At 63.5% G+C, this 26,549-nt stretch carries 17 protein-coding genes; 10 read left to right on the top strand and 7 right to left on the bottom strand.

Annotated elements, in window-relative coordinates:
* The first annotated feature begins 1 nt into the window (after position 1).
* The 5 genes from TQ38_RS30170 to TQ38_RS25350 are packed head-to-tail and all read left to right on the top strand — an operon-like array spanning position 2 to position 13,483.
* Positions 2–571 carry a hypothetical protein gene (locus tag TQ38_RS30170; RefSeq protein WP_162792379.1) on the top strand — a complete coding sequence of 190 codons (570 nt, stop codon included), beginning with the start codon at positions 2–4 and terminating at the stop codon, positions 569–571.
* Between the two features lie 29 nt (positions 572–600).
* The gene (locus tag TQ38_RS25365) at positions 601–5,247 is read left to right on the top strand and encodes a MupA/Atu3671 family FMN-dependent luciferase-like monooxygenase (protein ID WP_205316154.1); all 4,647 of its coding nucleotides are present in this window, start codon (positions 601–603) and stop codon (positions 5,245–5,247) included.
* A gap of 16 nt (positions 5,248–5,263) precedes the next feature.
* Positions 5,264–11,773 carry a type I polyketide synthase gene (locus TQ38_RS25360; protein WP_052505884.1) on the top strand — a complete coding sequence of 2,170 codons (6,510 nt, stop codon included), beginning with the start codon at positions 5,264–5,266 and terminating at the stop codon, positions 11,771–11,773.
* A 19-nt stretch (positions 11,774–11,792) separates the two neighbouring features.
* Positions 11,793–12,782 (top strand): glycosyltransferase family 2 protein, encoded by a 990-nt coding sequence (locus TQ38_RS25355; protein ID WP_043978017.1) that lies wholly within the window; start codon positions 11,793–11,795, stop codon positions 12,780–12,782.
* Positions 12,783–12,787: 5 nt separating this feature from the next.
* Positions 12,788–13,483 (top strand): 4'-phosphopantetheinyl transferase superfamily protein, encoded by a 696-nt coding sequence (locus TQ38_RS25350; protein WP_052505883.1) that lies wholly within the window; start codon positions 12,788–12,790, stop codon positions 13,481–13,483.
* A 30-nt stretch (positions 13,484–13,513) separates the two neighbouring features.
* Here the strand turns inward: TQ38_RS25350 and TQ38_RS25345 are convergent, their stop codons facing one another.
* Both TQ38_RS25345 and TQ38_RS25340 read right to left on the bottom strand, forming a co-directional pair.
* Positions 13,514–14,911: an undecaprenyl-phosphate glucose phosphotransferase gene (locus TQ38_RS25345; RefSeq protein WP_162792378.1), complete on the bottom strand. Its 1,398-nt coding sequence runs from the start codon at positions 14,909–14,911 to the stop codon at positions 13,514–13,516.
* Between the two features lie 120 nt (positions 14,912–15,031).
* Entirely contained in the window at positions 15,032–15,280 is a 249-nt protein-coding gene (locus TQ38_RS25340; protein ID WP_082057843.1) for a response regulator transcription factor, read from the bottom strand.
* 274 nt (positions 15,281–15,554) lie between these two features.
* Here TQ38_RS25340 and TQ38_RS25335 point away from each other — a divergent pair, with 274 nt between their 5' ends.
* Entirely contained in the window at positions 15,555–15,773 is a 219-nt protein-coding gene (locus TQ38_RS25335; protein WP_043978015.1) for a response regulator transcription factor, read from the top strand.
* Between the two features lie 147 nt (positions 15,774–15,920).
* On the opposite strand, the gene TQ38_RS30165 is transcribed toward TQ38_RS25335, so the two are convergent.
* Entirely contained in the window at positions 15,921–16,067 is a 147-nt protein-coding gene (locus TQ38_RS30165) for a hypothetical protein (RefSeq protein WP_162792377.1), read from the bottom strand.
* 146 nt (positions 16,068–16,213) lie between these two features.
* Positions 16,214–16,771 carry a TetR/AcrR family transcriptional regulator gene (locus TQ38_RS25330; protein ID WP_240198099.1) on the bottom strand — a complete coding sequence of 186 codons (558 nt, stop codon included), beginning with the start codon at positions 16,769–16,771 and terminating at the stop codon, positions 16,214–16,216.
* A 217-nt stretch (positions 16,772–16,988) separates the two neighbouring features.
* On the opposite strand from TQ38_RS25330, the gene TQ38_RS25325 reads away from it, so the two are divergent.
* The 4 genes from TQ38_RS25325 to TQ38_RS25310 all read left to right on the top strand — a co-directional run bounded on the left by TQ38_RS25325 (position 16,989) and on the right by TQ38_RS25310 (position 21,680).
* A complete protein-coding gene (locus TQ38_RS25325) occupies positions 16,989–18,179 on the top strand; it encodes an IS256 family transposase (protein WP_113942046.1) in 1,191 nt (396 codons plus the stop codon).
* Between the two features lie 76 nt (positions 18,180–18,255).
* Entirely contained in the window at positions 18,256–18,543 is a 288-nt protein-coding gene (locus tag TQ38_RS25320) for a hypothetical protein (protein WP_162792376.1), read from the top strand.
* Between the two features lie 382 nt (positions 18,544–18,925).
* Entirely contained in the window at positions 18,926–20,680 is a 1,755-nt protein-coding gene (locus tag TQ38_RS25315) for a DUF4153 domain-containing protein (RefSeq protein WP_043970543.1), read from the top strand.
* Positions 20,661–21,680 (top strand): surface-adhesin E family protein, encoded by a 1,020-nt coding sequence (locus TQ38_RS25310; protein ID WP_162792375.1) that lies wholly within the window; start codon positions 20,661–20,663, stop codon positions 21,678–21,680. Before TQ38_RS25315 ends, TQ38_RS25310 begins: the two co-directional genes overlap by 20 nt.
* Before the next feature lie 13 nt (positions 21,681–21,693).
* Here the strand turns inward: TQ38_RS25310 and TQ38_RS25305 are convergent, their stop codons facing one another.
* The 3 genes from TQ38_RS25305 to TQ38_RS25295 all read right to left on the bottom strand — a co-directional run bounded on the left by TQ38_RS25305 (position 21,694) and on the right by TQ38_RS25295 (position 26,278).
* On the bottom strand, positions 21,694–22,140 hold the full coding sequence (locus TQ38_RS25305; RefSeq protein ID WP_162792374.1) for a hypothetical protein: 447 nt from the start codon (positions 22,138–22,140) through the stop codon (positions 21,694–21,696).
* Between the two features lie 200 nt (positions 22,141–22,340).
* Positions 22,341–23,960 (bottom strand): alkaline phosphatase, encoded by a 1,620-nt coding sequence (locus TQ38_RS25300; RefSeq protein ID WP_043970540.1) that lies wholly within the window; start codon positions 23,958–23,960, stop codon positions 22,341–22,343.
* A gap of 23 nt (positions 23,961–23,983) precedes the next feature.
* Positions 23,984–26,278 (bottom strand): TonB-dependent receptor, encoded by a 2,295-nt coding sequence (locus TQ38_RS25295; RefSeq protein ID WP_043970538.1) that lies wholly within the window; start codon positions 26,276–26,278, stop codon positions 23,984–23,986.
* Between the last annotated feature and the right edge of the window lie 271 nt (positions 26,279–26,549).

Raw genomic sequence — 26,549 nt, 5'->3', positions numbered from 1 at the left:
GATGAAAGCGACCATGTGGTTCAATTACCGCCCGCGCGACTGTGTGGGGTGTTCAGAGACCCCAATTTTCAGGGGTAATCCGAACGCGGGATTCGGTTTTGCTCAAGATAAACGAATTGGCGGAATACAAGTAAAAATCGATGTGGTGATAAGTAATACCGTAAAACATGAAATAACGATCCAGCCGAATCCGTTTTACAAAATGGCAGGCGATCTCCCAAATTTCGATCGACCATCAACAACGCATATTCATGCGGTGGAGGGGCAAATGCGTCTCGTTGCTTCCAGTTTTCTGATGTCCGTTGCCTTGATGGCAAGCCCTCCGGCATACGCTGCCGGGCATCCCGGTGGCGGCGATGCGCATTGCACCGTCGACACAGCGGCCAGCCAAGTGCAGGCCGCCAGCGAGGGTGATGCCCCGCTGCTGTTGCCGCAAGGAGCATGTCCCCCGGTGACAGCAGGGCCGGACTGGAACGTCGACACCTGGATGCTGGCGATGCTGCTTCTCGGTGCGCTCGTCGTCGGCGTCCCGGCTTCGCGTCGCCGCTCCGTACCGGTGGTGTTTTCATGACGTTCGCCGGCCCCGCATCGGGGATGGGCATGAGGTCGCGCTGCGTCCTGATCGGCTCGGAAAGACTGCTGACCGAATGCGCTGCAAAGCTGCGGGATCGCGGGCATGAAATCGTCGCGATCGTCAGCGACCAGACCCCGATCCTCGACTGGGCGGGTCAGGAGCGCATACCGGTGCTGGATACGCCATCGGCGCTGATCGACGCTGGCCTGCCCGCCTTCGATTACCTGTTCAGCATCACCAACCTGCGCCGTTTGCCGCCGGAAATCGTGTCCTTGCCGCGCCGCGCCGCGATCAACTTCCACGACGGCGTGCTGCCCGGCTATGCCGGTCTCAACACGCCCGTCTGGGCGCTGCTCAACGGCGAGACCCGGCATGGTATCAGTTGGCACCTGATGACGGCAGACGTCGATGCAGGCGACCTGCTGCTTACCCGGTCAGTCGACCTCGACGCCGACGACAGCGCGCTTTCGGTTAATACCAAGTGCTTCATCACCGCGCTCGACAGCTTCGACGCCCTGATCATGGGCCTGGAAACCGACACGATCACACCGCGCCGACAGGACGATACGCCGGGCCAGCTCTATGGCCTGACCGCCCGGCCGGCCGGGGCCGGGATGATCGACTGGAATGGCGATGCCCAGGCCATTGCGCGGGTGGTGCGGGCTCTCGACCATGGCAGCTATGCCAATCCGCTTGGCACGCCCAAGCTCAGTGTGGATGGACAGGTGCTGCTGGTCGGCACGGCTTCGATCCAGCCTGCCTGCTCGGGACTGCCCGCCGGCACCATCGTCTCGATCCAGGGCGAGGAACTGGTTGTGGCCACGGCCACGCATGACTTGCGGATCGGTGCGATCAGCACTTGCGGCGGCCTGCCCTGCCGTCCCGGCGAACATGGCCTGCAACCCGGTGCACGGCTGGACATCCCGGACCCGCAGCAGCGTGCGGACCTGTCGACGCTGAATTCCGCCGTCGGCAGCTTCGAACCCTGGTGGCGCAAAAGGCTCGCCCGCCGGGAGCCGCTACTGCTGCCCCACGTCGATCGCAGCAGTGCGGACACTGCGCCGGACATGGTCCACTGCGACCTTGCGGTCCCCGGCAGCGAAGCAGCTACCCCCGCGCGTGACCGCGCCGTGCTGGCGGCGCTGGTCGCCTGCCTTGGCCGCATCACCGACAAGCCCAGATACGACCTGGGCTATAGCGACCCGATCCTGACGAGCCAGTACGGCGGGCTGGATGCATGGTTCTCACCCCAGTTGCCGCTGGGCATCGACATCGATTTCTCCTCCGGCATGTCGCACCTGCGCGAAGCGCTCTGCACCGAGATCCGCCAGATCCGCCGCCGGATCGGCCATGCCGCAGACCTGTTCGCACGCAGTCCCGAACTGCGCGGCAGCGGCGCTGAAGACCCCTCTACCTTGCCCGTCGCGATCCTGCTGGTCGAGGACCTCGACAAGGCAGTCGCTCGCCCGGCCGCAGACCTTACCATTGCCCTCCTTTCGGACGGCAGCGCCTGCCGCTGGTTCCACGATCCCCGCCGCCTCGACAGTGAAGCCATCGAGACGATGCAGGCCGCTTTCCTGGCATTGCTGGCCGGCGCCGATGCCGATCCCGATCGCCCGGTAGGCGAATTGCCGCTGCTGGCACCGGATCAGCTGCGCCGGGTGATCGAGGACTGGAATGCGACCGACGTGGAAATCCGCCGGGACTTATGCATCCATGACCTGTTCGCGCAGCAGGTGGCCCGTACTCCCGATGCTCCAGCGGTAACCTGCCGCGACCGGACGCTGACGTATGCCGAGCTTGATGCCCGGTCAAACCAGCTGGCGCATCAACTGCGTGCGCTTGGCGTCGGCCCCGACGTATTGGTTGGCCTGAACGCCGACCGTTCGGTCGACCTCGTCGTTGCCCTGGTGGCGATCCACAAGGCGGGCGGTGCTTATCTGCCGCTTGACCCCAGCTATCCGCCCGACAGGATCGCCTACATGATTGCGGATTCCCGCGCATCGATCATCGTCACCGACAGCGCCCTGGTCCACGCCCTGCCGCCGACCGACGCGACGATCCTGTGCCTCGACGGCGACTGGCCCTTCATTGCAGAGCGTTCCAGCGAGCTGGTGCCGGCGCTCGCCGGTCCGGAGAACCTGGCCTATGTGATCTACACCTCGGGCTCCACCGGCAAACCCAAGGGTGTCATGGTGGAACACCGCAATGCGGTGAACTTCTTCGCGGGCATGGACCGCAAGCTGGAGGCCCCCGGCACATGGTTGGCGGTGACCAGTCTCAGCTTCGATATTTCGGTGCTAGAACTGTGCTGGACGCTCACCACAGGCTTCCACGTAGTGCTTGCCACGAACGACGATATCAAGGCTGCCCCGGCCATCGCAGCAGCACAGACGCCGATCGAGTTCAGCCTGTTCTACTTCCCCAACGCTGATGCCAGCAGCGCTGCCGACCAGTACCGCCTGCTGCTGGAAGGTGCGAAATTCGCCGACAATCACGGCTTTACCGCCGTCTGGACGCCGGAGCGGCATTTCCATGCCTTCGGCGGCCTATATCCCAATCCTTCGGTGGCCAGCGCGGCGATTGCCGCGATCACCAGCAATGTGCAGATCAGGGGCGGCAGCGTGGTCCTGCCCCTGCACCATCCGATCCGCGTGGCCGAGGAATGGTCGCTGGTCGACAATCTTTCGGGGGGCCGCGTCGGGATTTCCTTCGCCGCCGGTTGGCAGCCCAACGACTTCGTATTGCGGCCCGAGAATTTTGCCGATCGCAACGCAGCGATGATGCGCGGCATCGATACCGTGCGCGCCCTGTGGCGCGGTGAGACGCGGCCTTTTCCCGGCCCGCTTGGCAAGGATGTGGAAACGGCGATCTACCCGCGCCCGGTCCAGCCCGAGCTTCCGGTGTGGATCACCTCGGCAGGCAACGTCGATACTTTCGTGTCGGCAGGTACGGCAGGAACCTACGTCCTCACTCACCTTCTGGGCCAGACGGTGGAGGAAATGGCGGCCAAGGTCGCCCGTTACCGCGAGGCATGGAAAGCCGCAGGCCATCCCGGCGAGGGCCATGTCACGCTGATGCTGCACAGCTTCGTCGGCAACGATGCCGAGGCCGTTCGCGAGGCAGTGCGCGGGCCGATGATCGCTTACCTGCGTACTTCGACCGATCTGGTGAAGAAGTTCGCCTGGTCCTTCCCGGCCTTCAAGCGCCGCCCCGGCATGGAGGAATCGAGCGCTCACGCCGACCTCTCCAGCGTCACCGAGGCGGAGATGGACTCGCTCCTCGAATATGCATTCGACCGCTATTACGACACCAGCGGCCTGTTCGGCACCCCGCAGGACTGCCTGGCGATGGTCGCGCGGGTGCGGGCAGCGGGGATCGACGAGATCGGCTGCCTGATCGACTTCGGCCTGCCGGTGCAGCAGGTGCTCGACCACCTGCCCGCGCTCGACGCGCTGCGGCAGATGGCGAACCCGGGCCCCACGGTCCAGTCGGCAACGCTGCCCACGCTGATGGCTCGGCATGAGGTTACCCATCTCCAGTGCACCCCTTCGATGGCGCACATGCTGGTTGCCGACGATGCCGCCCGGGCGCAACTGGCGAAGCTGCAGCGCCTGATGATCGGCGGGGAAGCCTTCCCGCCCTCCCTCGCACAGGATCTCTATGCGCTGGCCGGAACGTCGGTCATGAACATGTACGGGCCGACGGAAACCACCATCTGGTCCGCCGTGCACAAGCTGGACGGGGCGCCCGGCGCGGTGCCGCTGGGGCGGCCGCTCGCCAACCAGCAGGTCTTCATCCTCGACAGCCGCCAGCAGCCCTGCCCGCCGGGCGTTCCAGGCGAACTGGTGATCGGCGGCGAGGGCGTGGTGCGCGGCTACCTGTTCCGCCCGGAACTGACGGCGGAGCGGTTCATCGCCCACCCCTTCCGGCCGGGCGCGCGCGCCTACCGCACAGGCGACCTCGCGCGGCAGCGCAGCGACGGCACGCTCGAATTCCTGGGAAGGCTGGATCACCAGATCAAGATACGGGGCTATCGCATCGAACTGGGAGAGATCGAGGCGGTGCTCAGCAGTCACCCCGATGTGGAGCAAGCGATTGTCTCCGCCAGGGAGGACACTCCGGGGGACGTCCGGCTGGTCGGGTATTATGTACCAGCAAACGTTGCCAATACCCCTGTCGACGTACTGCGCGACCATATGCGCGTACATCTCCCGGAGTTCATGGTGCCGGCCCTGTTCATGGAAATGCAGGCTCTGCCCCGCACGCCCAACGGCAAGGTCGATCGCGGTGCCCTGCCTGCCCCGCAGAGCGGCGCGATTTCTCCCGGCGGCGACTATGTCGCGCCGGGAGATGCCATGGAAGAGCGAGTGGCGGCCATCTGGCGTGAGGTGCTCAAGCTGGACAAGGTCGGCACCCGCGACAATTTCTTCGACATTGGCGGGCATTCGCTGCTGGCGGTTCAGGTACACCGCCAACTGCGCGCTGCGCTCGACCGGCCGCTGCCGCTGACCGACATCTTCCGCTTTCCCACGGTCCAGACGCTCAGCGCGCATCTGTCCGGCGGCGGAGAAGGCAATGCGGCAGTGATCGAAGGGCAGGCGCGGGCAGCGGAACGGCGGGCGGCACTCGACCGGCGCCGCAGCGTCCGGGCGCCGCTGGCAACACGATAACGGGGTGGGACAAGGCATGTATCGCAACGACGAGCATTTCGAGGGGGAATTCCCTGCCGCTGGCGGCGAGGAACCCGAGAACGCAATCGCCATCGTTGGCATGTCCTGCCGTTTTGCCGGGGCGCGGGGGATCGACGCCTATTGGGATTTGCTGCGCGGCGGGGTTGAAGGGATAGAGCACTATTCCGAGGAAGCCCTGCTCGCCGCCGGGGCCGATCCGCGCATGATCGCACGGCCCAACTACATCCGCGCCGGTGCGCCGCTGGCCGACATGGAATGCTTCGACAACGCCCTGTTCGGGCTTAGCCCGCGCGATGCCGCGATCATGGACCCGCAGCACCGCCATTTCCTGGAATGCGCCTGGGAAGCGATGGAGGATGCCGGCCACGTCGCGGACCGGGTGCCGGGGGCGATCGGCGTCTTCGGCGGCACCGGCCACAACGCCTATCTGTTCAGCAACCTGCTGACGAACCCCAAGCTGGTCCGCGATGTCGGGCCGTTCCTGCTGCGCCACACCGGCAACGACAAGGATTTCCTGTCGACCCGCGTATCGTACCTGCTCAACCTCAAGGGGCCGAGCGTCAACGTCCAGACGGCCTGCTCGACCTCGCTGGTGGCGATACATAGCGCGGTGCAGAGCCTGCTGAACCGCGAGTGCGACATGGCACTGGCAGGCGCCGCCTCCATCGAACTGCCCCATGCTCAGGGCTACCTCTACGAAGAAGGCGAGATCACCAGTGCGGACGGCCACTGCCGCCCCTTCGATGCGGATTCGACGGGCGCTGTCTTCGGCAGCGGGGTGGGTATCGTCGTGCTGCGCCGGCTTGAAGATGCATTGGCCGACAACGACCATATCTACGCAGTGATCCGCGGCTCTGCGGTCAACAACGACGGGTCGGGCAAAGTCAGCTACCTCAGCCCCAGCGTGGATGGCCATGCCGGCGTGGTCAGCGAAGCGCTCGACGTGGCGCAGGTCGATGCCCGCAGCGTCGGCTATGTCGAGGCACACGGCACTGGCACCCGCGTGGGCGATCCCATCGAAATCGCCGCGCTAAGCCAGGCTTATCGCCGCCATACCGCAGACACCGGATTCTGCCGCATCGGCTCGGTGAAGGGCAACATCGGCCATACCGATACTGCCGCCGGGGTGGCCAGCGTCATCAAGGTGGGCCTGTCGCTGCACCACGGCGCCATCGCGCCTACACTTCACTATTCCCGGCCCAACCCGGCCTGCGAATTTGCAGACAGCCCCTTTTCGGTAGCCGGCGAATTCCAGCCCTGGCCCCGCCTTCCGGGCAAGCCGCGCCGCGCGGGTGTCAGCTCGCTCGGCGTCGGCGGGACCAACGCGCACGTCATCATGGAAGAAGCGCCGCCGCGTGCGCCCGGCAGTGCCGGCCGGCCGTGGCAGGTACTTACCCTTTCCGCCCAGACGACTACGGCGCTGGAGGCCAATGCCGCCGCTCTGAGCGATCACCTCCGGGCGAACCCGAAGGTAAACCTCGCTGATGTCGCATTTACTTTAAGTACAGGCCGCAAGTCACTGGCATATCGCCGGATTATTGTAGCACATGGTGCAACGCAAGCTGCCGAGGCTCTGGCCCAACCAGTCACTGGAAAGCCGCGCAAAGCCGTCACCGGCAGCGCAAATCGTTCGGTATCCTTCCTGTTCTGCGGTGCCGGCGCGCAATATGCCGGAATGGGCGCAGAACTCTATGCCAGCGAGCCGCAGTTCCGCGCCGTGATAGACGAATGCCTGTCCCATCTGGGACGCGAGGAAGGCGAGGCCTTGAAGGGCTGGCTCTACCCGGATGCGCAAAACGGGGAGCAGGCGGCACTGGCAATGCAGCGCCCCTCCATCGCGCTCCCGCTGCTGTTTTCGGTGCAGGTTGCGCTGGCGCGGCTGTGGATGTCCTGGGGAGTGACGCCCAGCGCGATGATCGGCCATAGCTCGGGCGAATATGCCGCCGCACACCTGGCCGGCGTGCTTAGCCTTTCCGACGCCCTGACTATCGTGCGCGCCCGTGGCCGCCTGTTCGAGACAGTGCCCGGCGGCGCAATGCTCAGCGTGCCGATGGCCGAGGCTGACGTGGCGGCGCTGCTGCCGCCCGAACTTTCGATCGCAGCGGTCAACGGGCCCAAGCTGGCCGTAGTATCCGGCCCTGCCGCCGCTATTGCCGCTTTCGCCGAAGAACTGACCGCCCGCGAAGTGGAAACCCAGACCGTAGGCATTTCGGTGGCGGCGCATTCGGCCATGCTCGACCCGGTCCTGGATGCGTTCAGGAATGTGTTGGCGACAGTCAGGTTCAGCCCCCCCACCCTCGCTTTCGTCTCAAACCTGACTGGCGACTGGATCACCGCCGCGCAGGCGACCGACCCGGAATACTGGGTAACGCACTTGCGCCAGCCTGTCCGCTTCACCGACGGTCTGGCGCGGTTGCTGGGCGATCCCGACCGCGTGCTGCTGGAAGTCGGCCCCGGCCGGGTCCTTTCAAGCCTCGCCCGCCAACACCCCGACCGCAATGCCGACCTGCCGGTCCTCAACAGCCTGCCCCACAAGGACGAGCGCAAGTCGGGCGATCTGGCCCATGTCCTCGATACGCTGGGCAACCTCTGGGCTGCCGGCGTCACCCCGGACTGGGATGCTTACTGGGCAGCGGAACGGCGTTGCCGCCTGCCTTTGCCCACTTACCGGTTCGATCGGCAGCGGCACTGGTACGAGCCGGCCACGGCCGCGATGGCGGCTTTGGAGCCCGAGGTCGCGCCCGACCAGCCCCTGCCCCGCGCTGCGGACATGGCCGACTGGCTTTACGAGCCGATCTGGCACCGCGCAGCCCAGGAGGCAGTCCCCGCGCAGGACGGTGTAACGCTGGTGTTCGAGGACAACGCCGGGCTTGGCGCCGAAATTGCTGCCACCCTGCGCGGACAAGGCCACCGCGTCATCTCCGTGCGGCCGGGACGGCGCTTTCGCCAGCTGGGCGACGAGACGTTCGAAATCAACGTCCGCGCCGCCGAGGACTACAGCCGTCTGGCCACGACGCTTGCGGATCGCGATCTCTCACCGGCCCGCGTCTATCACCTCTGGCTGGTAACCGGCGAGGCTACGCACGATGCCGCCGCCTTGCAGGACCTGGGGCTGCACAGTCTGGTCTTCCTGACCCAGGCGCTGGGCGAAGGCGACGCCGGCCCGATTGCGGTGACCGTGGTTTCCGACGGCGTTCAGCGCGTCTGCGACGAGGAAGGTATGGTGCCTGCCAAGGCCACCATCCTCGGCGCCTGCCGCGTCATCCCGCGTGAATATCCCGAAATCCGGGTGCGCAGCGTCGATATCCGCCTGCCCCGCCGCAACGGCGCGGCCTGGGCCACCCTGCGCGACATGTTGATCGCGGAAAGCGCACAGCCGGACGACGCCGAAGTCATCGCCTATCGCGCTTCCGAGCGTTGGACAGCCAGCTTTGCCGCAGCCCGGGCGCCGGTCAACCCGCAGATACCGGCCGATATCCAGCTCAAGCAGGAGGGCGTTTATCTGATCACCGGCGGCCTTGGCGGGCTGGGCATGGTGATGGCCGGGCACCTTGCACGGACCCGCAAGGCCCGGTTGGCTCTGTTGGCACGCCGCGCCTTGCCGCCGCGCGCGCAGTGGCAGGATATCATGGCCCGCGCTGGAGCCGATCCGGTGGCCCGCACGATCCGTAAGGTCCGCGCGATCGAGGCGGCCGGGGGTGAGGTCATGCTGATCGTTGCCGATGTCTGCAACGTTCGTGGGGTGCGCCGGGCGGTGAAGCAGATCCACCAGCAATGGGGCCCGATCGACGGCGTGTTCCACACGGCTGGCGTGATCGACGATGGACTGCTCCAGCTCAAGACCCGGTCATCGATAGACCGCGTGCTGTCGCCCAAGCTCCATGGCACGCTTGCGCTGGACGCGGCCCTCAAGGATGAGCGGCCCGAATTCATGTTGCTGTTCTCGTCGATCAGCGCTTTTGCCGGGATTCCCGGGCAGGTCGACTATGCAGCGGCGAATGCCTTCCTCGATGCCTATGCCCAAAGCCGGCGGGACGATGTGACGAACGTCGTCTCCATCGCCTGGAGCCGCTGGCAGGACGTGGGAATGGCAGCCGATCTTGCCGAACAGGCCGCCACAGACCGGGCCACCGCGCCGCTGGGGGCAGGCGAGGCTATGGACCATCCGTTCCTGCACGCCATGCACCGGCTATCGCCATCCGAAGTGATCGCCGAGGGCACGCTTTCGCCCGATCACCACTGGTTGCTGGACGAGCACAGGCTAGCGGACGGAAGCGCCCTCATCCCCGGCACCGGCTTTCTCGAACTGGCGCGTGCCGCTTTCGACAGCCTTGAGGCTGGACCGAGCGAACTGGCCGACATCCTGTTTTTGGCTCCCTTCGCGGTACCCGATGGCGAGAGCCGGACCTTGCGCATCCACATGCACCAGGAGCGCGACGGCGACTGGCATTTCGCCATCCTCGGCCGCGCCGCGAACGGCGCCGCCGATCAAGGCTGGACCGAACATGTTCGTGGTACGGTCCGCCGCCTCGCGGCCGCGCCCATAGCGCCGCAGGACGTGCCTGCACTGCTGCAACGCATGCCGGCTCAGGGTAATGCCGAAGCACTGGTCGATGCATCATCGATGATGCGGTTCGGGCCGCGCTGGCGGTCGGTCCGGCAATTGCGCATCGCTGATGGCGAGGCCGTATTGGAACTGGCGCTTGACCGGCGGTTCGCCCACGATCTTGCGCATATCGCGCTGCATCCAGCCCTGCTAGATTTCGCCACGGCGGGTGCGCAGTGCCTGATCCCAGGGCGCCGGCCGGGCCAGGATTTCTTCGCGCCTGCCTCCTACGGCGCGATCAAACTTTATCACGCCTGCCCCGCCCATTTGTTCAGCCATGTCCGCTGCCGCCCTGCGACGAGCGATGCCATTGCCGTGTTCGACGTGACGCTGCTCGACCCGCAAGGCCGGGTGATCGCCGAGATTGCCGAATTCACGATGCTGCGTCTTTCGGACTCCGCCCGGCTTTCCGGCGCTGAAACTCCGGCTCCGCGCGCGGCAAGCAAGCCGCTTCCCGTGGAGCCGGCGAGTGACGGTCTGGTTTCCGCCGAAGGCGTGGCCATCGTGGAGCGCATCCTGGCGGGCGTGCCAGCCAGCCATGTCATCATCTCGCCCACCGACCTGCACCAGACGCTGGACCGGATCCGCGCGCCCTATAAGCCGGCAGCGACATTCGAGCGGGACGACGAAGCCCCTGGAGGCGATCCCCCGGCGACCGCTGCCGAGCGCATCATCGCTGAAATCTGGAGCGAGATGCTGGGCGTAAGGCACATCCAGCGCAGCGACGACTTCTTCGACCTTGGCGGCCACTCGCTGCTGGGCGTCCAATTCATGAACCGCCTGCGCAAGCGGACCGGCAAGCAACTGCCGCTGGCAACATTGCTGGAAAGCACGACGGTAGAGAAACTGGGCCGCCTGATCGATCCCGAAGGCGCCGCCGCCGTCGGCTCAAGCGAAGCGCCGGAGGAGGAGGGCGCCGCCAACCGCAAGATCATCACAATTCGTCCCGGCAGCCGGAAAACTCCGCTGTTCCTGGTCCACGACGGTCTTGGCGAAACGCTGCTCTACCGTGCGCTGGCGATGCGGATGGACCCCGACCGCCCGGTTATGGGCATCGAGCCGGACGTCTATGCTGGCGGCGCCTACCTGCACACCAGCATAACCGAGATGGCCAGCGCCTATATCGTGCGGATGCAGACGGTGCAGCCGCATGGCCCCTACCTTATCGCCGGGCTTTGTGCGGGCGGCGTCATCGCCTTCGAGATGGCCCGGCAGTTGCAGGACATGGGCGAAACTACTGCATTTGTAGGCATCGTCGATGCCGCGGATGTCGAGGCGCACAAGCGCTCGTTCTACATCACCCGTACCCGCATCCAGCGCGTCCGCGCACTGCTGCGCGGCGATGCCGGCGGGCCGCCGCCCAGTGTCGGCCTGCTGATGCGCCGCGCGGCCAACGCCGTCGTCTACGACGTATCGACCCGCCTCGAATGGATGAGCCGTACGCGCAAGGTCGCCCGCATGGCCGAAGGACCAAGCGCGGCGAACGACGACGTGCAGGTCGCTGCCCCCAAGCTGTCGTTCCTGCACCTTTACGAAGTGGCTCACCGGGCGCACCGTCCGGGCGGGCTGTTCGAAGGCGGCGAAGTGGTCCTGTTCAAGGCCATGCAGGGCACCGGCGCCGACGACGATGTTCCTTATTCCGATCTCTATACCGACTGCATCTTTGGCTGGGGCAAGCGGGTCGAGGGCGACGTAACGGTCGTCTCTGTGCCGGGCGGTCACAGCAGCGTCCTGCAGGAACCCAACGTGGACGTACTGGCTGGTGCGATGCGCGAGGCTATCGCCCGCGCCCGGCCGGGCGAAGATGTGGTGCAGGAACCGATCCCGATCATGCCTGCGGCTTCGGCTCCTGTGGATTTCGGGCGCAGGCCAGAGACGGCCCAGTTGCAAGTCCAGTGACATAGTGGGGAATGCCAGCATGAAGCACGAGCAGCGGCCGACCCTGATGGTCGTAATCGTGAACTATAGGACCGGCAAGCTGGTCGTGGACTGCCTGGCCAGTCTGGAGGGCGAAGTGGCCGCCTACCCCGGAACCCGAGTGGTGGTGGTGGACAACGATTCGCGTGACGGTTCGGCAGATATCGTCGAAGCGGCGATCCAGGCGCGGGGGTGGTCTAGTTGGGCCACCCTGATGCGATCTCCCGTCAATGGCGGGTTCGCGGCCGGTAACAACTTCGCCATTAGGGCGGCACTTGCTGATCCCGCAGCGCCCGACCTGTTCTGGCTGCTGAACCCCGATACCCGCGTTCATCCCGGCGCCCTGGGGACTTTCCTCGAATTTTTCGAGGCCAACCCGACTGTTGGAATTGCTGGGAACTTATTGCTCTATGGCAATGAAATGCCATGGCCTTTTGCATTTCGCTTTCCCTCAATCCTGAGCGAACTGGAACGCGGCGCGTCCTTCGGGCCGCTGACCAAACTCTTGCGGGATCATTGCGTGGCCAAAGTGATGGGAACCGCGCCTGAACAGGTCGATTCCGTATCGGGCGCCAGCATGGTGGTCCGGCGCGCAACGCTCTACGCCACCGGCCTGATGGATGAGGGCTATTTCCTTTATTACGAAGAAACCGACTTCTGCCGAAAGGCGCTGCAGCAGGGTTGGAGTTGCTGGTATCTTCCCTCGGCTGTGGTGATGCACATCGCCGGCCAGAGCACAGGCCTGACGGACAACCAGGCATCGCGTATCCCGCGTTACTGGTTCGATTCTCGTCGCCGCTATTTCATCGTCAACCACGGCAAGGGCTATGCCATCATCGCGGACATCGCCTGGTTGGCTGGACATATGTGGTGGCGCTTGCTGCGCCGTTTGCGGTCGCGAAAAGACACGGTGGTTCCTTTTCTGCTGCGAGACTTCATCGCGCGCTCCGCCTTGTTCAATGACGCACAAGCCCAGCCCGTGCGGGCCTGAAGGCAGTGGTCCGCGCTCTCGACCTTTTATCCTTTGCCCGCCCTCTGGTGGGCGACATGCCGCTGGAGCTGTGGCTGCTGGACTTGTCCGGGCCGCCGCCAGCAGAAGCCATCGCCTGGCTCTCGCAGGAGGAGCGCGACCGCGCCGCCCGCTTCGCGTTCTCTCTCAACCGGGATCGCTATCTGAACGCGCATATCGCCCTGCGGCTGGTGCTGAAGGAATATTGCGGCCTTGCCCCGCAGCGGCAGCGCTTCGTTCCGGGGCCTGACGGCAAGCCGCAACTCACAGAGCCAGCGGACTGTCATTTCAGCCTCAGCTATGCGGGCGATGTGGCGCTGATGGGGATCGACTGCGACAAGGCAGTCGGGGTCGATATCGAATGCGACCGGCCCATTCCCGATGCCGACGAATTGAGCGTCCTGCACTTTCATCCAAGAGAGCAGCTGGCGTTGTCCTCGCTGCCAGCACTATTTCGACATGGCACCGGCTTTCTTCAGGGCTGGACCCGCAAGGAAGCCTGCCTAAAGGCGTTAGGGCACGGATTGACCATGCCGGCGGCGCAGATCCATTCCGGTCTCAAGGGACGCAGGCCAGTCCGCATGGATGGGCGGGTCGTTCTGGAAGTGGGCTGCTGCCCGCCGCTGACCGGCTACACCGCCGCATGGGCGCGCACCATCGATCATCAGGACCGCCACGCCTGAATCGATCAGGCGTCGTGCAGCAGTACGCGGTCAGTAGGCGTTCTGCTGGCGCAGGACCGTCACAACCGTCTGCGCCAAGATACGCAAGTCAAACCAGATCGACCAGTTGCGCACATAGTAAAGGTCATGGTCCAGACGGCGGAGCAGCTGCTCCTCGCTATGCGTTTCGCCGCGCCACCCGCAGACTTGCGCCCAACCGGTCATGCCGGGTTTCACGTTGTGCCGCGCCGGATAGGACTGCGATATATCGCCGAACAGGCGGCCGGCAGCGCGGGTGGACACTGCATGCGGCCTCGGCCCCACCATCGACATATGGCCCAGCAGAACGTTGAGCAACTGCGGCAGTTCGTCCAGGCTGGTTCGCCGAAGGATGGCGCCGACGGCGGTGACGCGCGGGTCGTTACGCCGCGCCTGCACTACGGCTTCGGCATCATCCGCAACCTGCATGGTGCGGAATTTCAGGATTTCGAAATCGCGGCAGTTGTAGCCCTGCCGCTTCTGCCGGAAAAGCACCGGCCCGGGCGAATCCAGCTTGATGGCGATCGCGACGATCAACATCAGCGGCGCCAGCAGAATGAGGGCCAACAGTGAAAGCAGACGGTCTTCGGTTGCCTTGAGCAGGCGCTGCCCGCGTGAAAGCGGCCAGTCCAGCAATGTGAGGACAGGCCACTCGCCCAGCACCGTCACGGCATTCTGCGTCCAGGAAAAACCGCCGCTGGCAGGCGCCAGGCGGATTTCGACCGGAGTGTCGGACAAGCGCGCCACGATCGCACGGGCCCGGCTTTCCTGCCCCTGCGGCAACGCGATGATGACACGGTCAATCGCCCCAAGGCGGATCGCCGTCAGCAAGGCGGTGAGGTTACCGCGATAGGGCAACGCACCGCCCTGGGGCATGGTTTGAAAATCGAGAGGCTCAGCTTCATCGTCACAGTAAAAGCCTGTAAGCGAAAGCGTAAGCAGCTTGTGCTGCGTTATATAACGAACCAGTTCGGCAGCCTGTTGCCCGGTGCCGATCACGGCGCTGCGTTGATCGAATACCCCGCGCCGCCGCAGCCGGGTCATTGCCGTAGCCATGCCGATACGGCCCAGCGCCAGCGCGCCGCCGCAAGCGATAGACCAGAAATAGATGTCCCCCGTCGCAAGCGGCATCCTGCCAAGCAAGGCAGCACTCAGACCGAGAACGAACAGGGTCACTCCTGCCCAGGCATTCATTGCCCGCAGTACCGACCTTCCGGCTGAAAGATGGGCCTGCAGTTCATAGGCCCCAACCAGTTGGGCAATTACTGCGAACAAGGCACTGGACACCACCCCGATTCGATCGAGGCGAAGCGCCTGGATTTGCTCTTCATGGTGCCCCAGCACCTGCCCTGCGAGTAAACTGGCCGCGACGATGAGGCACACGTCGATGAAACATACAGCGCCTTGCATGCACTGTATGGGTATCGACCAGGGCCGAACGTCCGGAAGCCCGTTTTCTCGCAGCACAGCATTGCCGTTACCGAGACCATGAGGATCGGATGATAGCGCCGTCATTGGTGCCCCCAATGTCTAGGCCGCGTTGAATATATATCCCGGCGCCGCATCGCCAATCATTCCGTTGCGAATGACATAGGCAATCATGTGAACGCGGTTTCTTGTACGGGTTTTCAATCGAACGTTTTCAACATGCCGCTCAACTGTGCATGGTGCGATCGACAGAGTTAGTGCGACCTCTTTCGCGGACATGCCGCGAGCCACCAGGCAAACTACTTCGGATTCTCGAACGGTGAGCTGCAGATTGCAAAGTTTTTCCGCCATATTTTCCCCCATAAATTCATGAAAACATGAGATAATTTTACTCAAGGCTTCACATTTGGAATTCTGGGAAATCGAAACTTCGCTGGCGACCCCTATAGGATTTTCCCATCGGTAAATTTATATAACACAGTTTGTTGTTCGAGCACCAGTTTTGTTGGCAGTACGTTTTTTTACGTACATCTATTGCCGTTGCATCGCGGCGGCAATCACAGGAAGATTGCGTTGCTGCCAGCAATTATGGTTGGTTAGATACGCAACAAATTGGACTGACGGTATGGCTGATGGAGTTAGCGTAAGCATTGAAGGGCTGACCAACAGGGAATCGGAAATCTTGCGCGCAATTGCTCAAGGACTGTCCGCAAAGGAAGTCGCCAAGCAGTTGAACATCGCCCCGCGCACGGTGGAAAGGCACATAGATCATATCCGATTGAAGACACGCACGCGCAACCGCTCGCATATGGTGGCCTTCGCTATCGCCAACGGCTTGGTTTGAGCGTTGCGATCCGCAGCAGGCGTCGGGACCCGATAGGCGCACCGCGCAAGTTCGTGTGCAAAGGTTCCTGCCGTTTTCGGCGCCATGATCCCAGCTTCAAAGCCATGCCGAGGTAGAAATTTTTGGTTACCAGGCTGGCCTTACTCATCACAATGCCATGCGCTGCACCTGATGGCGCAGGCAATGCCACCTCAATAAGACCTGACAGGTTTCGGCTTGAGTGGTCTCGACGGCGTAATGGAGCGTCTTGCTGGCCTCGTCGGTAAATGCTGGCAACAGGGCATCGTCTAACATTTCTAGCTATTCGCTATCGTTTTCTCCGCGATCGATTGTGCCATGGCCCGGCAAGCCCGCTGCGACAGGGTCGGCAATTATGACCGCCGTTCAATAATAGGTTTGAGCATCGATCAATTTAGTGGAAACGCAGGTTCGTCAGCTGTTCAGCAGTGCTCAACTGCGTTGGCGAGGCTTTCACGCACACGCGCCAGAGCAAGCCCTGTCGGATCGCGTTCTCCCATCAGGGCGAAGCTGCCATTGAGATCAAACGTGCAGTGGCCGTGGACGGTCGCAACTAGCGAACGGGCAAGCTGCGGGGCCTGGTCACGACAGGATTCGGGCAGCGCTGCGGCTACCTCAGCCACCACGACGTCGGTCAGTTCGCCGCGTAGCGCGTCATGCTCAGGCGGCATGGCGGCGTCGGGCGGCAGGTGATGGTCGTAGATCGCCATCCAGGCGTTGCGGTTGGACCGGGCAAAGCCGAAGTAACCTTCAACGAGTGCGCGGATTCGGTCTTCCCCGCCCTCTGCAAGAGCCGTGCGGATATAGTCGGTCCATAGCACGAACGTGCGGGTATTGATCGCAATGAGTAACCGGTCGTAGCTGCCGAAAACGTTGTAGAGCGTGCCGATGGTATAGCCGATCCGTTTGGCGACTTCACGTGCGGAAAAGCGCGCGAAGCCGACTTCGGCCATATGCTTATGCCCCTCGACGATGAGCATTTGTTCCAGCTCTTTGCGGCTATGATCTGATCGGCGTGCCATCGCGAATTTATACGGAAATCAGCTTAAATTGTGTAGTGTTTAATATTTATATTGAACGCCGATAAATATCGGGTCGTGTCCCGCGGGGTGGTGTAGGAAGGTTTCCCTGAGAGGGTGGCCACCGTCGATCTTCTGGTAGGGTTCGGATGCGAACTCGAACCTGGAGAAGAAGACGATGACCGAGGACAGAATGGCCCTTGTCGAGCTGATTGAGCAAGGGGCTGATAGCGATTTGGTGCGTGAGATGCTGGCTTTCGCCGCAGAGCGTATGATGGATCTCGAGATCGAGGCGAAGACGGGCGTGCCTTGCGGATCACGCAGCCCTGAGCGGCTGAACCACCGCAACGGCTACCGCGAGCGAGGTTGGGATACGCGAGCTGGCCGGATTGATCTGGCGATCCCGAAGCTGCGCAAAGGCAGTTACTTCCCAAGCTTCCTGGAGCCACGCCGCACTGCCGAGAAGGCCTTGGCGGCAGTGATCCAGGAAGCCTACGTCCACGGTGTTTCGACCCGTTCGGTCGACGATCTGGTTAAGGCGATGGGCGCCAGCGGTGTTTCAAAGAGCCAGGTCAGCCGTTTGGTTGCCGAGATCGACGAGCGGGTGAACGCTTTCCTCACGCGACCGATTGAAGGCGAGTGGCCCTATCTATGGATCGACGCCACCTACCTCAAAGTGCGCGAGGGCGGACGGATTGTCTCGACGGCGGCGATAATCGCGGTGGGCGTCAACACCGATGGCCGGCGCGAGGTTCTGGGCGTAGCCACCGGCCCGTCGGAAGCCGAACCCTTCTGGAAAGCCTTCCTGCGCTCGCTGGCGGATCGCGGCCTGCGAGGTGTGAAGCTGGTCATCTCCGACGATCACAAAGCGCGCGCGGCCAGCAAGGTATTTGCCGCAACCCAGCAGCGCTGCCGGGTGCACTGGATGCGCAACGCGTTTGCCCATGCCGCGCCGAAACAACGACCCGCTGTCATTGCCATGATCAAGACCATCTTCGCGCAGGAAACGGCCGAGGCAGCGCACCAGCAGTGGGACCAAGTTGCTGATGCCCTGCGCGAGAAGTTTCCAAAGCTGGCCGACATGATGGACGCATCACGCGAAGACGTGCTCGCCTACATGGCCTTCCCCAAGGATCATTGGGCGCAGATCGCCTCCACAAATCCACTGGAAAGGGTCAACAAGGAGATCAAGCGAAGGGCAGACGTGATCGGCATATTCCCGAATGACGCTGCCGTCGTTCGTCTCGTCGGAGCACTCATGCTGGAGCAAAACGATGAGTGGGCGGTATCGCGCCGCTACATGACACTGGAAACCCTCGGCTCGGTGAGCCATAACCCTATCGTCAGCTTGCCAGCACTGGCAGCCTGACCTGAACCTGATCCTGCCGTGGATCGACGGTTCCTACACCACCCCGCGGGACACGACCAAATATCGGGACGCCTGCGTGAACCGAATCAACTGGTTGGGTGTCGTCATGTGTTTGCAGCGTAACCTGTTTGGACCCCTTCTGGCCATTTCGTCGCTGATAGCCGTGCATGCGATTATGCCGCTGCCGCTTTCCATGCAGTCTGACCAGTGCAATCTTGTCGACCAAAAAGAGGCTGGCGAATTTCACGTGGTCGTTGGCGAGGTCGAGTATCCTCTGATGCCCGGCAAGGGGCATCGCATGCCGACTGCGGCTATCAATTGCGCTACCTATTCCGCCGCACCGGCCAGTGCCGGACGCTGGTAACGATGAGCGACGATTTTCCTTGATACCCCGAGCCGTCAAGAGGACTCCAGCCAGGTATCGCGCCCGGACCTGAAAATCGGTCATATGCGTCGCTCTGCCCACCGTGCTGCCATCAGAAATTCAGGCGAAAGCACCCAGGCTACGGTTGCTGCGAAAGTCTGCTTGTGGCTCGCTCCCCGACCAAGCCAACTGGTCAGTCTCTATCCCCTGGAGCGGCGGCGACAAGGTTGGCCGCATTCCCTTTTATCCGCCAGCATGTTATGATCACTGTTCAATTATTTTATTGAACAGTGAGTATTTATCGACTAGAGCGAGTTTATCCATCCGCAGCCGTTGCGGCCACACTGCCGATCTACAGATTGCCAGCCGAAGGACAGCTTCCATGAGCACCCTTTTACCGCCCTCGTCGCCCCATTCATTTGAGGTGGATGCCGCGCCTGCGGATTGGCCACTGCGGGCGTGGGGACTGGTGCTGCTGGGAGCGCTGGCCGGGCTGGCGATCTACTACCTCACGCTGCGCCATGAAATTCCCCCGGTGTCGGAAAAAGTCGCGCAGATCAAGCTGGCACTGGCCACGTTCCTGGGCATCGGCGCGATATTGGTGGGATTCCTGGTCGAGCGGACAAGGCCCGCGTGGACCCTGAGCTTCGCTGCGATCGCCGGTTCTGTGGTGGCCCTCGCCACTTACTGGAACGGCCCGTTCAATGGGTACGGCTCGACTGATATCTGGCAGCCGGTCTGCGCCCTGCTCAGCGTGACAATCGCCGCGCCGCTTTTCCAGTCGTGGCGAGCCAACCGGGACCAAGCCACCACCCGCGTCGATATCCCCTACGTACAGGCCTACCATTACGCGTGGACCAACGTGGTACTTTGGTGCGCTGCCTGGGTTTTCGTCTGCATTACCTGGCTGATGGCGTTGCTGCTGGGCGAACTGTTCCGGCTGATAGGGATCGGCCTGCTGCACGACCTGCTGCAGGAGGACTGGGCCATCCTGATGCTGATCGGCGGCGCCCTGGGCGCAGGCATCGGCCTGCTGCGCGACCGCGAACAAATCATCGGCCTGCTGCAGCGGGTGGTCACCACCGTGCTGGCGGTACTCGCGCCGGTGCTGGCGCTAGGGCTCATCGTTTTTCTCGCGGCCATTCCCGTCACCGGCCTTGCACCCTTGTGGGAGGCGACCAAGTCGACAACGCCGATTTTGCTGGGCTGCATCATCGGTGCGCTGTGCCTGACCAATGCCGTCATCGGCGAAACCGATGCGCAGACGCCGCGCAGCCCGGTGCTGCGCTTCAGCGCCCCGGCGCTTTGCCTCGCGGTGCTGCCGCTGGCGGTGATCCCCGCGATTTCCACCGGCAGCCGCATCCACCAGTACGGCCTCACACCCGACCGGCTCTGGGCAGTGACTTTCACCGGCATCGCCTGCGCTTATGGTCTGGCGAGCTTCGTTGCCGTGATACGTGGCCGATTGGCTCCCGCTGCTTATCTGCGCAGCGCCAACCTGCGTCTTGCCGTTGCCCTGTGCGCTCTGGTCTTCCTGCTTTCGACGCCGCTGGTCAGCTTCGGCGCGCTTTCCACTCGCGATCAGGTTGCGCGCCTGCGCAACGGAACCACCCCTGCCGACAAGTTCGACTGGCGCGCGCTACGCTTCGAATTCGGCTCCGCCGGGGTTGAAGCGGTGCACGATCTTGCCCAAAACGGCGCCACTCCCGCGATCCGTGCCGCTGCTGCCGAGGCGACAAAGGCCAAGAACCGTTGGCAGGTTTCTGATTTGACCCTGGAAAGCCCCAAGCCCGTCATCGATCAAAAACGCCTGACCATCCTGCCGCGCAAGATTGCGCTGCCCGAGACGCTGCTCGTCAAGCTGCCCGAGTACAATGCTTGCGGTCTCGAAGGTCCTTGCGCGGTGGTGTACGAAGCCGGCAGCGACGAGGCGATTGTTCTCCAGGGCGCGCGCGTTAACCTATGGAGGCAGCGAGGAAACGTCTGGTCTAGCGTGACCGGTGGCAATACTTTCCCTGCAACCGAACGCGTAAAGCAGATCGACGCCGGCATCGCTTCCGGCAAAGTGGAACTGCGTGATGTAACCCGGCGCCAGATGTTTGTGGATGGCAAGCCCGTTGGCGATCCGTTCGAATGATGCCTACCCATTGAGAGGGCACCATAAGCGCGTGTTCAGGCTGTTGAAGGAGACGTTTATTACCGCTGAGACATTCGTTTTGCGGCACTTGCCCGCCCTCGCCGCTTTCGGCCTCGCGCTCGTTCCGGCTGGTGTCCAAGCGCGGTCTTCGCAGTGGTGGTACGTCGCCCAGGGTGCGGACCGGGTGCTCTATGTGGACGCCAAGTCCATCGAGCGCGACGGCGATAGCGTCAGTTACTGGGCCAACCAGATCCTGCGGGAAGAAGGCAACCCGGCAGCCTCCGTCCTCGCCTATATGCGCACCGATTGCGCGAAGCGGGAGGAGACGTGGTTGATGGTGACCCGGTACGGCGTGCAAGACGAACGGCTCGATCCCTCTTCTCAAAGCTATGATGAGCCGGAGGCCATCATGAGCGGGAGCTTAGGCGAAGCGGAACTGGACTTTGTCTGCGCTGCGGACCGTTCTCAAGCCGGAGGTTTTCCGCTGAAGATCGACGATGTCGCCTTCGCCGAGGCGCTGATCGCCGACACGCAGGCTTCGGAGGACCCGGCGGTACTGCACGAACGCATGCGCAGCGACCCCAAGGTCCCGGTCATCCGCTCATCCGCGCCCGGCATCGATACCTTAGGCACCGAGCAGAGCATTGCAGCAGGCCAGGCGGTTGTCCCGCCGCGCGACTACGCGAAGGGCACGCAAATTCCCGAGGCAGACGATCACAACCCTGACGAAGTCGGGACGATCTACGATATCGCCTATATGGGTATCCAGGACGGCGAACTGACTTTCGAGCAGCGGGGATACAGCATCTTCGATCTGGCGCACGCCGGCAGCGCTCAGACGACGCACATCCCCGCCGCGCAGAAGAGCGTGCAGATACGCGACATCGTGATCGACGTGCTGGAAGCTACCCCCGACCGCTTGCGATTCCGCGCGAAACTACCCGGCCCGGAAGATGAAGACCTGCCTTTTCCCTGCAGGGCAACCGGATGCGTACAGTAGCGCCCCGGGGCCGCTAAGGAGCATCCGGCAGCAATTGGACGTCATGCCTGGGCGGCTGTTGCAGCAAAACTTGCAACTGCGTGGTGAGCGTTGTCTTGTCCGGGAAGGTGCAACTGGCTGCACTTTGCGGGTCGCGTGAGATGCTTCCGCCCGCCCGTTCCACCGCTTCGGCGATAAAACCACCACAGGGCAGGATCGTCAGAAACAGCCCATCAGGTTGCACGTCGAGGAGCATGTAAAGCGCCTTGGAGCGGATGAAGGCATCGTCCTCGTCCGCCTGGCGAAGCTGCAACAGGAACCAATCGCCGCGGGCCGGGTCTACCCGTACTGCGATGGCCTGCCATGGACGCTCAGCCCCCGTCAGAAGCATGGTGTGATCCGACTGGTTGCGCACGCTGATGCGATCCCCCTCCGGCGTCGGCGAGCCCGGCTCTACCATGGCATAGCTGCCATCCGGCAAGGCTGCCACCGCATCGGCTGCGCCATACCACGCAGGGCCGCTCCAGCAGCCGCCGAGCGTAAGCGCCGCAACAAGCGCAAGGCATGTTCTGAGGATCAATGCGTAACCGATCTGCCGTGGACGAAGATATGCCCCTAGCAGACTTGCGTCGCCAGGGGCATATCCATCGCAGATCGCGCGTCAAGACTGTTGCAGGGCGGTTACGCCTTGGAGAAGCGGCGCTCGTTCCATTTTACGGAAAGGCCCTCGCTGGTCGTGCCGTCGATGGTGTGGCGGGCAATGGTGCCCATGAAGTGCCACTGACCGCGCACCTGATCCGGTGTCAGGTCCAGCGAAACATAGCCGCGGCGACTGGTATCGGCGAAGGCCAATCCAGGGTTCGCGCCGCGCAGCGCCTTGGCCAGTTCGGCAGGCGGCAGCGCCGGCAGATAGGTTTCGTAGCCCGGAGAAGTGACCGAGTGCCCTGCATATTCGACGCCGGCCGCAGCCCCTTCGATCGCCAGTTCGTTGCCCCATGCATTGTGGCTGTCGCCCGAGAGCACGACGAGGTTGCAATCGGCCTCGCGGGCAGCGCGCAGCAGGCGTTCGCGTGCGGCGGGGTAGCCATCCCAGGAATCCATGTTGAACGGGAGCCCGGCCTTCGCCGCAGCAGCGATGGCCATGAGCGCCTGCCGGACCTTGGGGTCGCCGTCTGCCGGAACCAGGTCGCCCATCTGCACCGGGGCCTTCAGGGAGCCCATCACCACCTGCTGGGCAAGCACCTGCCAGCGCGTGCCGGACTTTGCGGATTTCGCCAGTGCACCGTGGAGCCATGCTTCCTGTTTGGCGCCCATCAGGGTGCGGTCGGCAGCCATCCACGGGCCATCGCGGAAGTCAGCCAGGGCCTTGGCGATGTCCGCCTTCCCGGCCATCACCGATCCGAAGTCCAACTGCTGGCTCCGCGCGGTTATGCGGGTTTCCGGGCGGAAAACCGTCGCCAGCGAACCGATCTCGAAGCTGTCGTAGACCGCATCGGATACCGGCATCCATTCCCGGTACGCCTTTTCTGCGTCTGCCTTGCGGACGGACCAGGAACCTTCCTTGTCACTTTGGTGGTTTTCGGCGCCGTCCTTCCAGGCGTCATTGGCCAGTTCGTGATCATCCCACTGCGCTATCATCGGAAAGCGCTGGTGCAGGCGGCGCAGGTCCGGGTCGAGGCGATAGCTGGCAAAGCGCAGGCGATAATCGGCCAGCGTCACCGTTTCGTTGGCAGGTTCGATCATGCGCCCGGCCATCGGGTTTTCGGGATAGTGGCCGTATTCGTACTCGTAGAAATAGTCCCCGACGTGGACCACGAGATCAAGATCGTCGCGCGCGGCGGCATGGGCATATGCGTTGAACCAGCCGAACGGCATGTTCGAGCAGGAGAACAGGCCGATGCCGAACCGGTCGACCTCGCCCACGGGCAGGGTGCGAGTGCGGCCGACGTCGCTCATGCTGCCGTCGGGAGCGATGAAGCGGTAATTGTACCATTTGCCGGGCGCGAGGCCCTTAACCACCAGCTTGGCGCAGTTGTCATGCGCCGGAGAGGCGACCACATCGCCGCCGCCCGCGATCTTGCGGAAAGTCTCGTCCTCGGACAGTTCGCAGCGCAGCTTCGTGTCGCCGCTGCCGACATAACGGGTCCACAGCAGCACCGAGTGCGGTGCCGGCTCGCCGCTGGCAACGCCGTGCGTGAAACCGCGCGCGGTAAGGATCTGGGCGACGCCGGGCGTGGAAAGCGCGGCAAGGCCGAAGGCGCCCGCGCGAAGCAGCAGACGGCGATCGAGATTTAGCGTCATGGTCTGTTTCCTGAAAGCTGCGATCAGTAGCGGGCGGTGAATTCGATGCCGTATGTGCGCGGCTCGGCGGGGATGAATGTGGGGTAGCCGAACGATCCACCGGTATTGCCCGCATCGAGCAGGTAGTTCCGGTCGGTCAGATTGCGGGCATAACCAGCGATCTGGAACCGGTCGTCCATCAGCGACACACCGCCGCGCAGGTTCACCAGCGTGACCGGGGCCTGACTGATCGCCTCGCTGTTGGGAGTTTCGAAGTAGATCTTGCTGCGGTAGGTCACGCTGGGCGTGAGGAACACGCTGGTCCCCTGCGAAATCGGCGCGTTGAGATTGAAGCCTGCCGACCACTGCCACTTGGGCTGGAGACGGAACCTGTCACCCGCGAAGTTGCCGTTGCTGGCCTTGTCGTCGATGCCGCCGCTGATGAAGCCGACATTGCCGAAAGCACGCAGCCAGTCGGTCAGGCGGGCCTCGAGTTCACCCTCGACGCCAAGGTTGCTGGCCGAACCGGCGCTTACGGTGCGCGATCCGCTGGTGCTGGTGACGGAGACCTGGAAGTTGCTGTACTCATTGTAGTAGACCCCCAGCGAGCCGGAGAATATCCCGGCCTGGCCCTTCACGCCGACTTCGTAGTTCCACACATTCTCCGCGCGAATGCGGTTTTCGGCCACCACGTAGCTGCCTGCGACAGTCGCGCTGCCCAGTTCGACCACGGGCGAGCGGCGGCCCTTGGAAACCGTGGCGTAAAGGTTGATCGCAGGTGAGATGCGGTACAGTGCGTTGAAGCGCGGCAGCACTGCTGCATACGAACGCTGCGCCTGGGACAGCACGCCGCCGGTATCGACGATCGGCAGGAGCTGGCGGCCATAGATCGGCGCGGCGGGCTGGCTGGTGGCATAGCCCGAGCGGCGCTTTTCGATCAGGACGCGGGCGCCGGCGGTCAGTTCCAGCGCCGCACCGGGCTTCCATGTGGCATCGCCGAACATCGACCAGGTCTGGTTGCGGCCTTCGTTCCTGTACCAGCTCTGGTACGGCACCGTGGTCGCCAGTCCGCCGCTGGCGAGGCCGGTTGCCAGCGAGGCCGGGACGGTGTTGTTCGGCGCCACGCAGCCCAGACCCGGAATGATATTGGCGCTGCACTGCAGGTAAGTGCCGACTTCGGAAGACAGCGGCACGTACTGCGAGCTGTCCTCGATGATGTAGTTCCACCCGAAAGAGGCGCGCCACTTGTCGTCGCTGTAGGTGAAGCGGCTTTCGTGGCTGGCCTGCCAGCCCTTGGCGCGCTCGGCGAATTCGAGATACCAGGCGGCGGAACCATCCGCATCGAACACTTCCAGCGCATCGAAATTGCGGTAGCCGTTGACGGTTGTGAAGTTCCAGCCGTCCGCGAAGTCCCAGCTCAGCGTCAGGTTCGCGTCGTAGACATCGCGCGTGAGGCCCAGTTTGTCAGCGCCGAGCACCTGCTTCGACAGCGGCGAGCCGCCCAGGTACGCTGCATCGTAGAGGCCGTCCACCGAAGTGGAGCCCAGGTTCTTCGACAGGAACGGCGTACCCGAATTGCGCTGGCGGTCGTAGGTGACCACGAGGTCGGCGGTGAAATCGGTGGTAGGCGTGAAGCGGAGCGAGCCGCGCAGGCCAAGCTGATCCTGCGCGTAGAGGTCATCCTGGTTCGGGGCGAGGTTTTCGATGTAACCGTCGCGCTTCTTCCATTGGCCGGCGATGCGCGCCGCGATCACGTCGTTGCCCATGTTCACGAACCCTTCGATACGGCGGGCATCGAGGTTTCCGTAGGCCCCGGTCAGCGAGGCGGAGGTCCCGGCTTCGGCCTTGGCGGAGACGAAACTGATCGCGCCGATCGTAGCGGCAGTGCCGAACAGGGTCGCCTGCGGACCTTTCACCACTTCCACGCGGTCAAGATCGTAAAGGCCCTGATAGGCCCCGCGCGAACGTGAGATATCGACGCCGTTGTAATAGAGCGAAACGCGCGGTCCCTGCTGCGCCGAGCCGCTGTCGGACGTGATGCCGCGGATCACGAAGCCCGGGTTGTTGGCGCTCTGGATCTGGACGTTGAGGCCGGGGACATAGTTGGACAGTTCGCCGATATCGGTCACGCCCAGTTCGCGCATACGCTCGGCGGTCTGCACCGAAAGGGTCATGGGAACGTCAAGGGCGCGCTGTTCGACCTTCTGGGTTGTCACGATGATCGAGTTCGGATTCTCGTCGCTCATGGCACTGTCTGCTTCGGCGGCAAAGGCGGCGTTCGGCAGTATGGCCAGCGCCGTTCCGGCAAGAAGAGTTGCTGCACAAGTCGCGAGTTTCATTGTGAATTCCCTGGATCTGTTGGGTTGGCTGGGGGCCTAACCGCTATCCATGACGGCTCGAAGGCGCTCTCATCACGCTTCTGTGACAGCGGCGATATGTGACCAGGGCGGCACATGCTCTCCTTGCGAATGGCCCTTGCCGCAATGGCATCCACCGGGGCTGCGCACCGACCGGCCTTGTCCTGCGAATACTTATGTACTAGATGGTACACACATTCGATGGCCTCACCGCTATCCGATTTCCACTGCATCCACCGCGCAGCTTGGTCGT

The organism is Novosphingobium sp. P6W, assembly GCF_000876675.2.
In the GTDB taxonomy this organism is placed as follows: Bacteria; Pseudomonadota; Alphaproteobacteria; order Sphingomonadales; family Sphingomonadaceae; genus Novosphingobium.
This window is presented reverse-complemented; position numbering and strand designations above follow the sequence as displayed.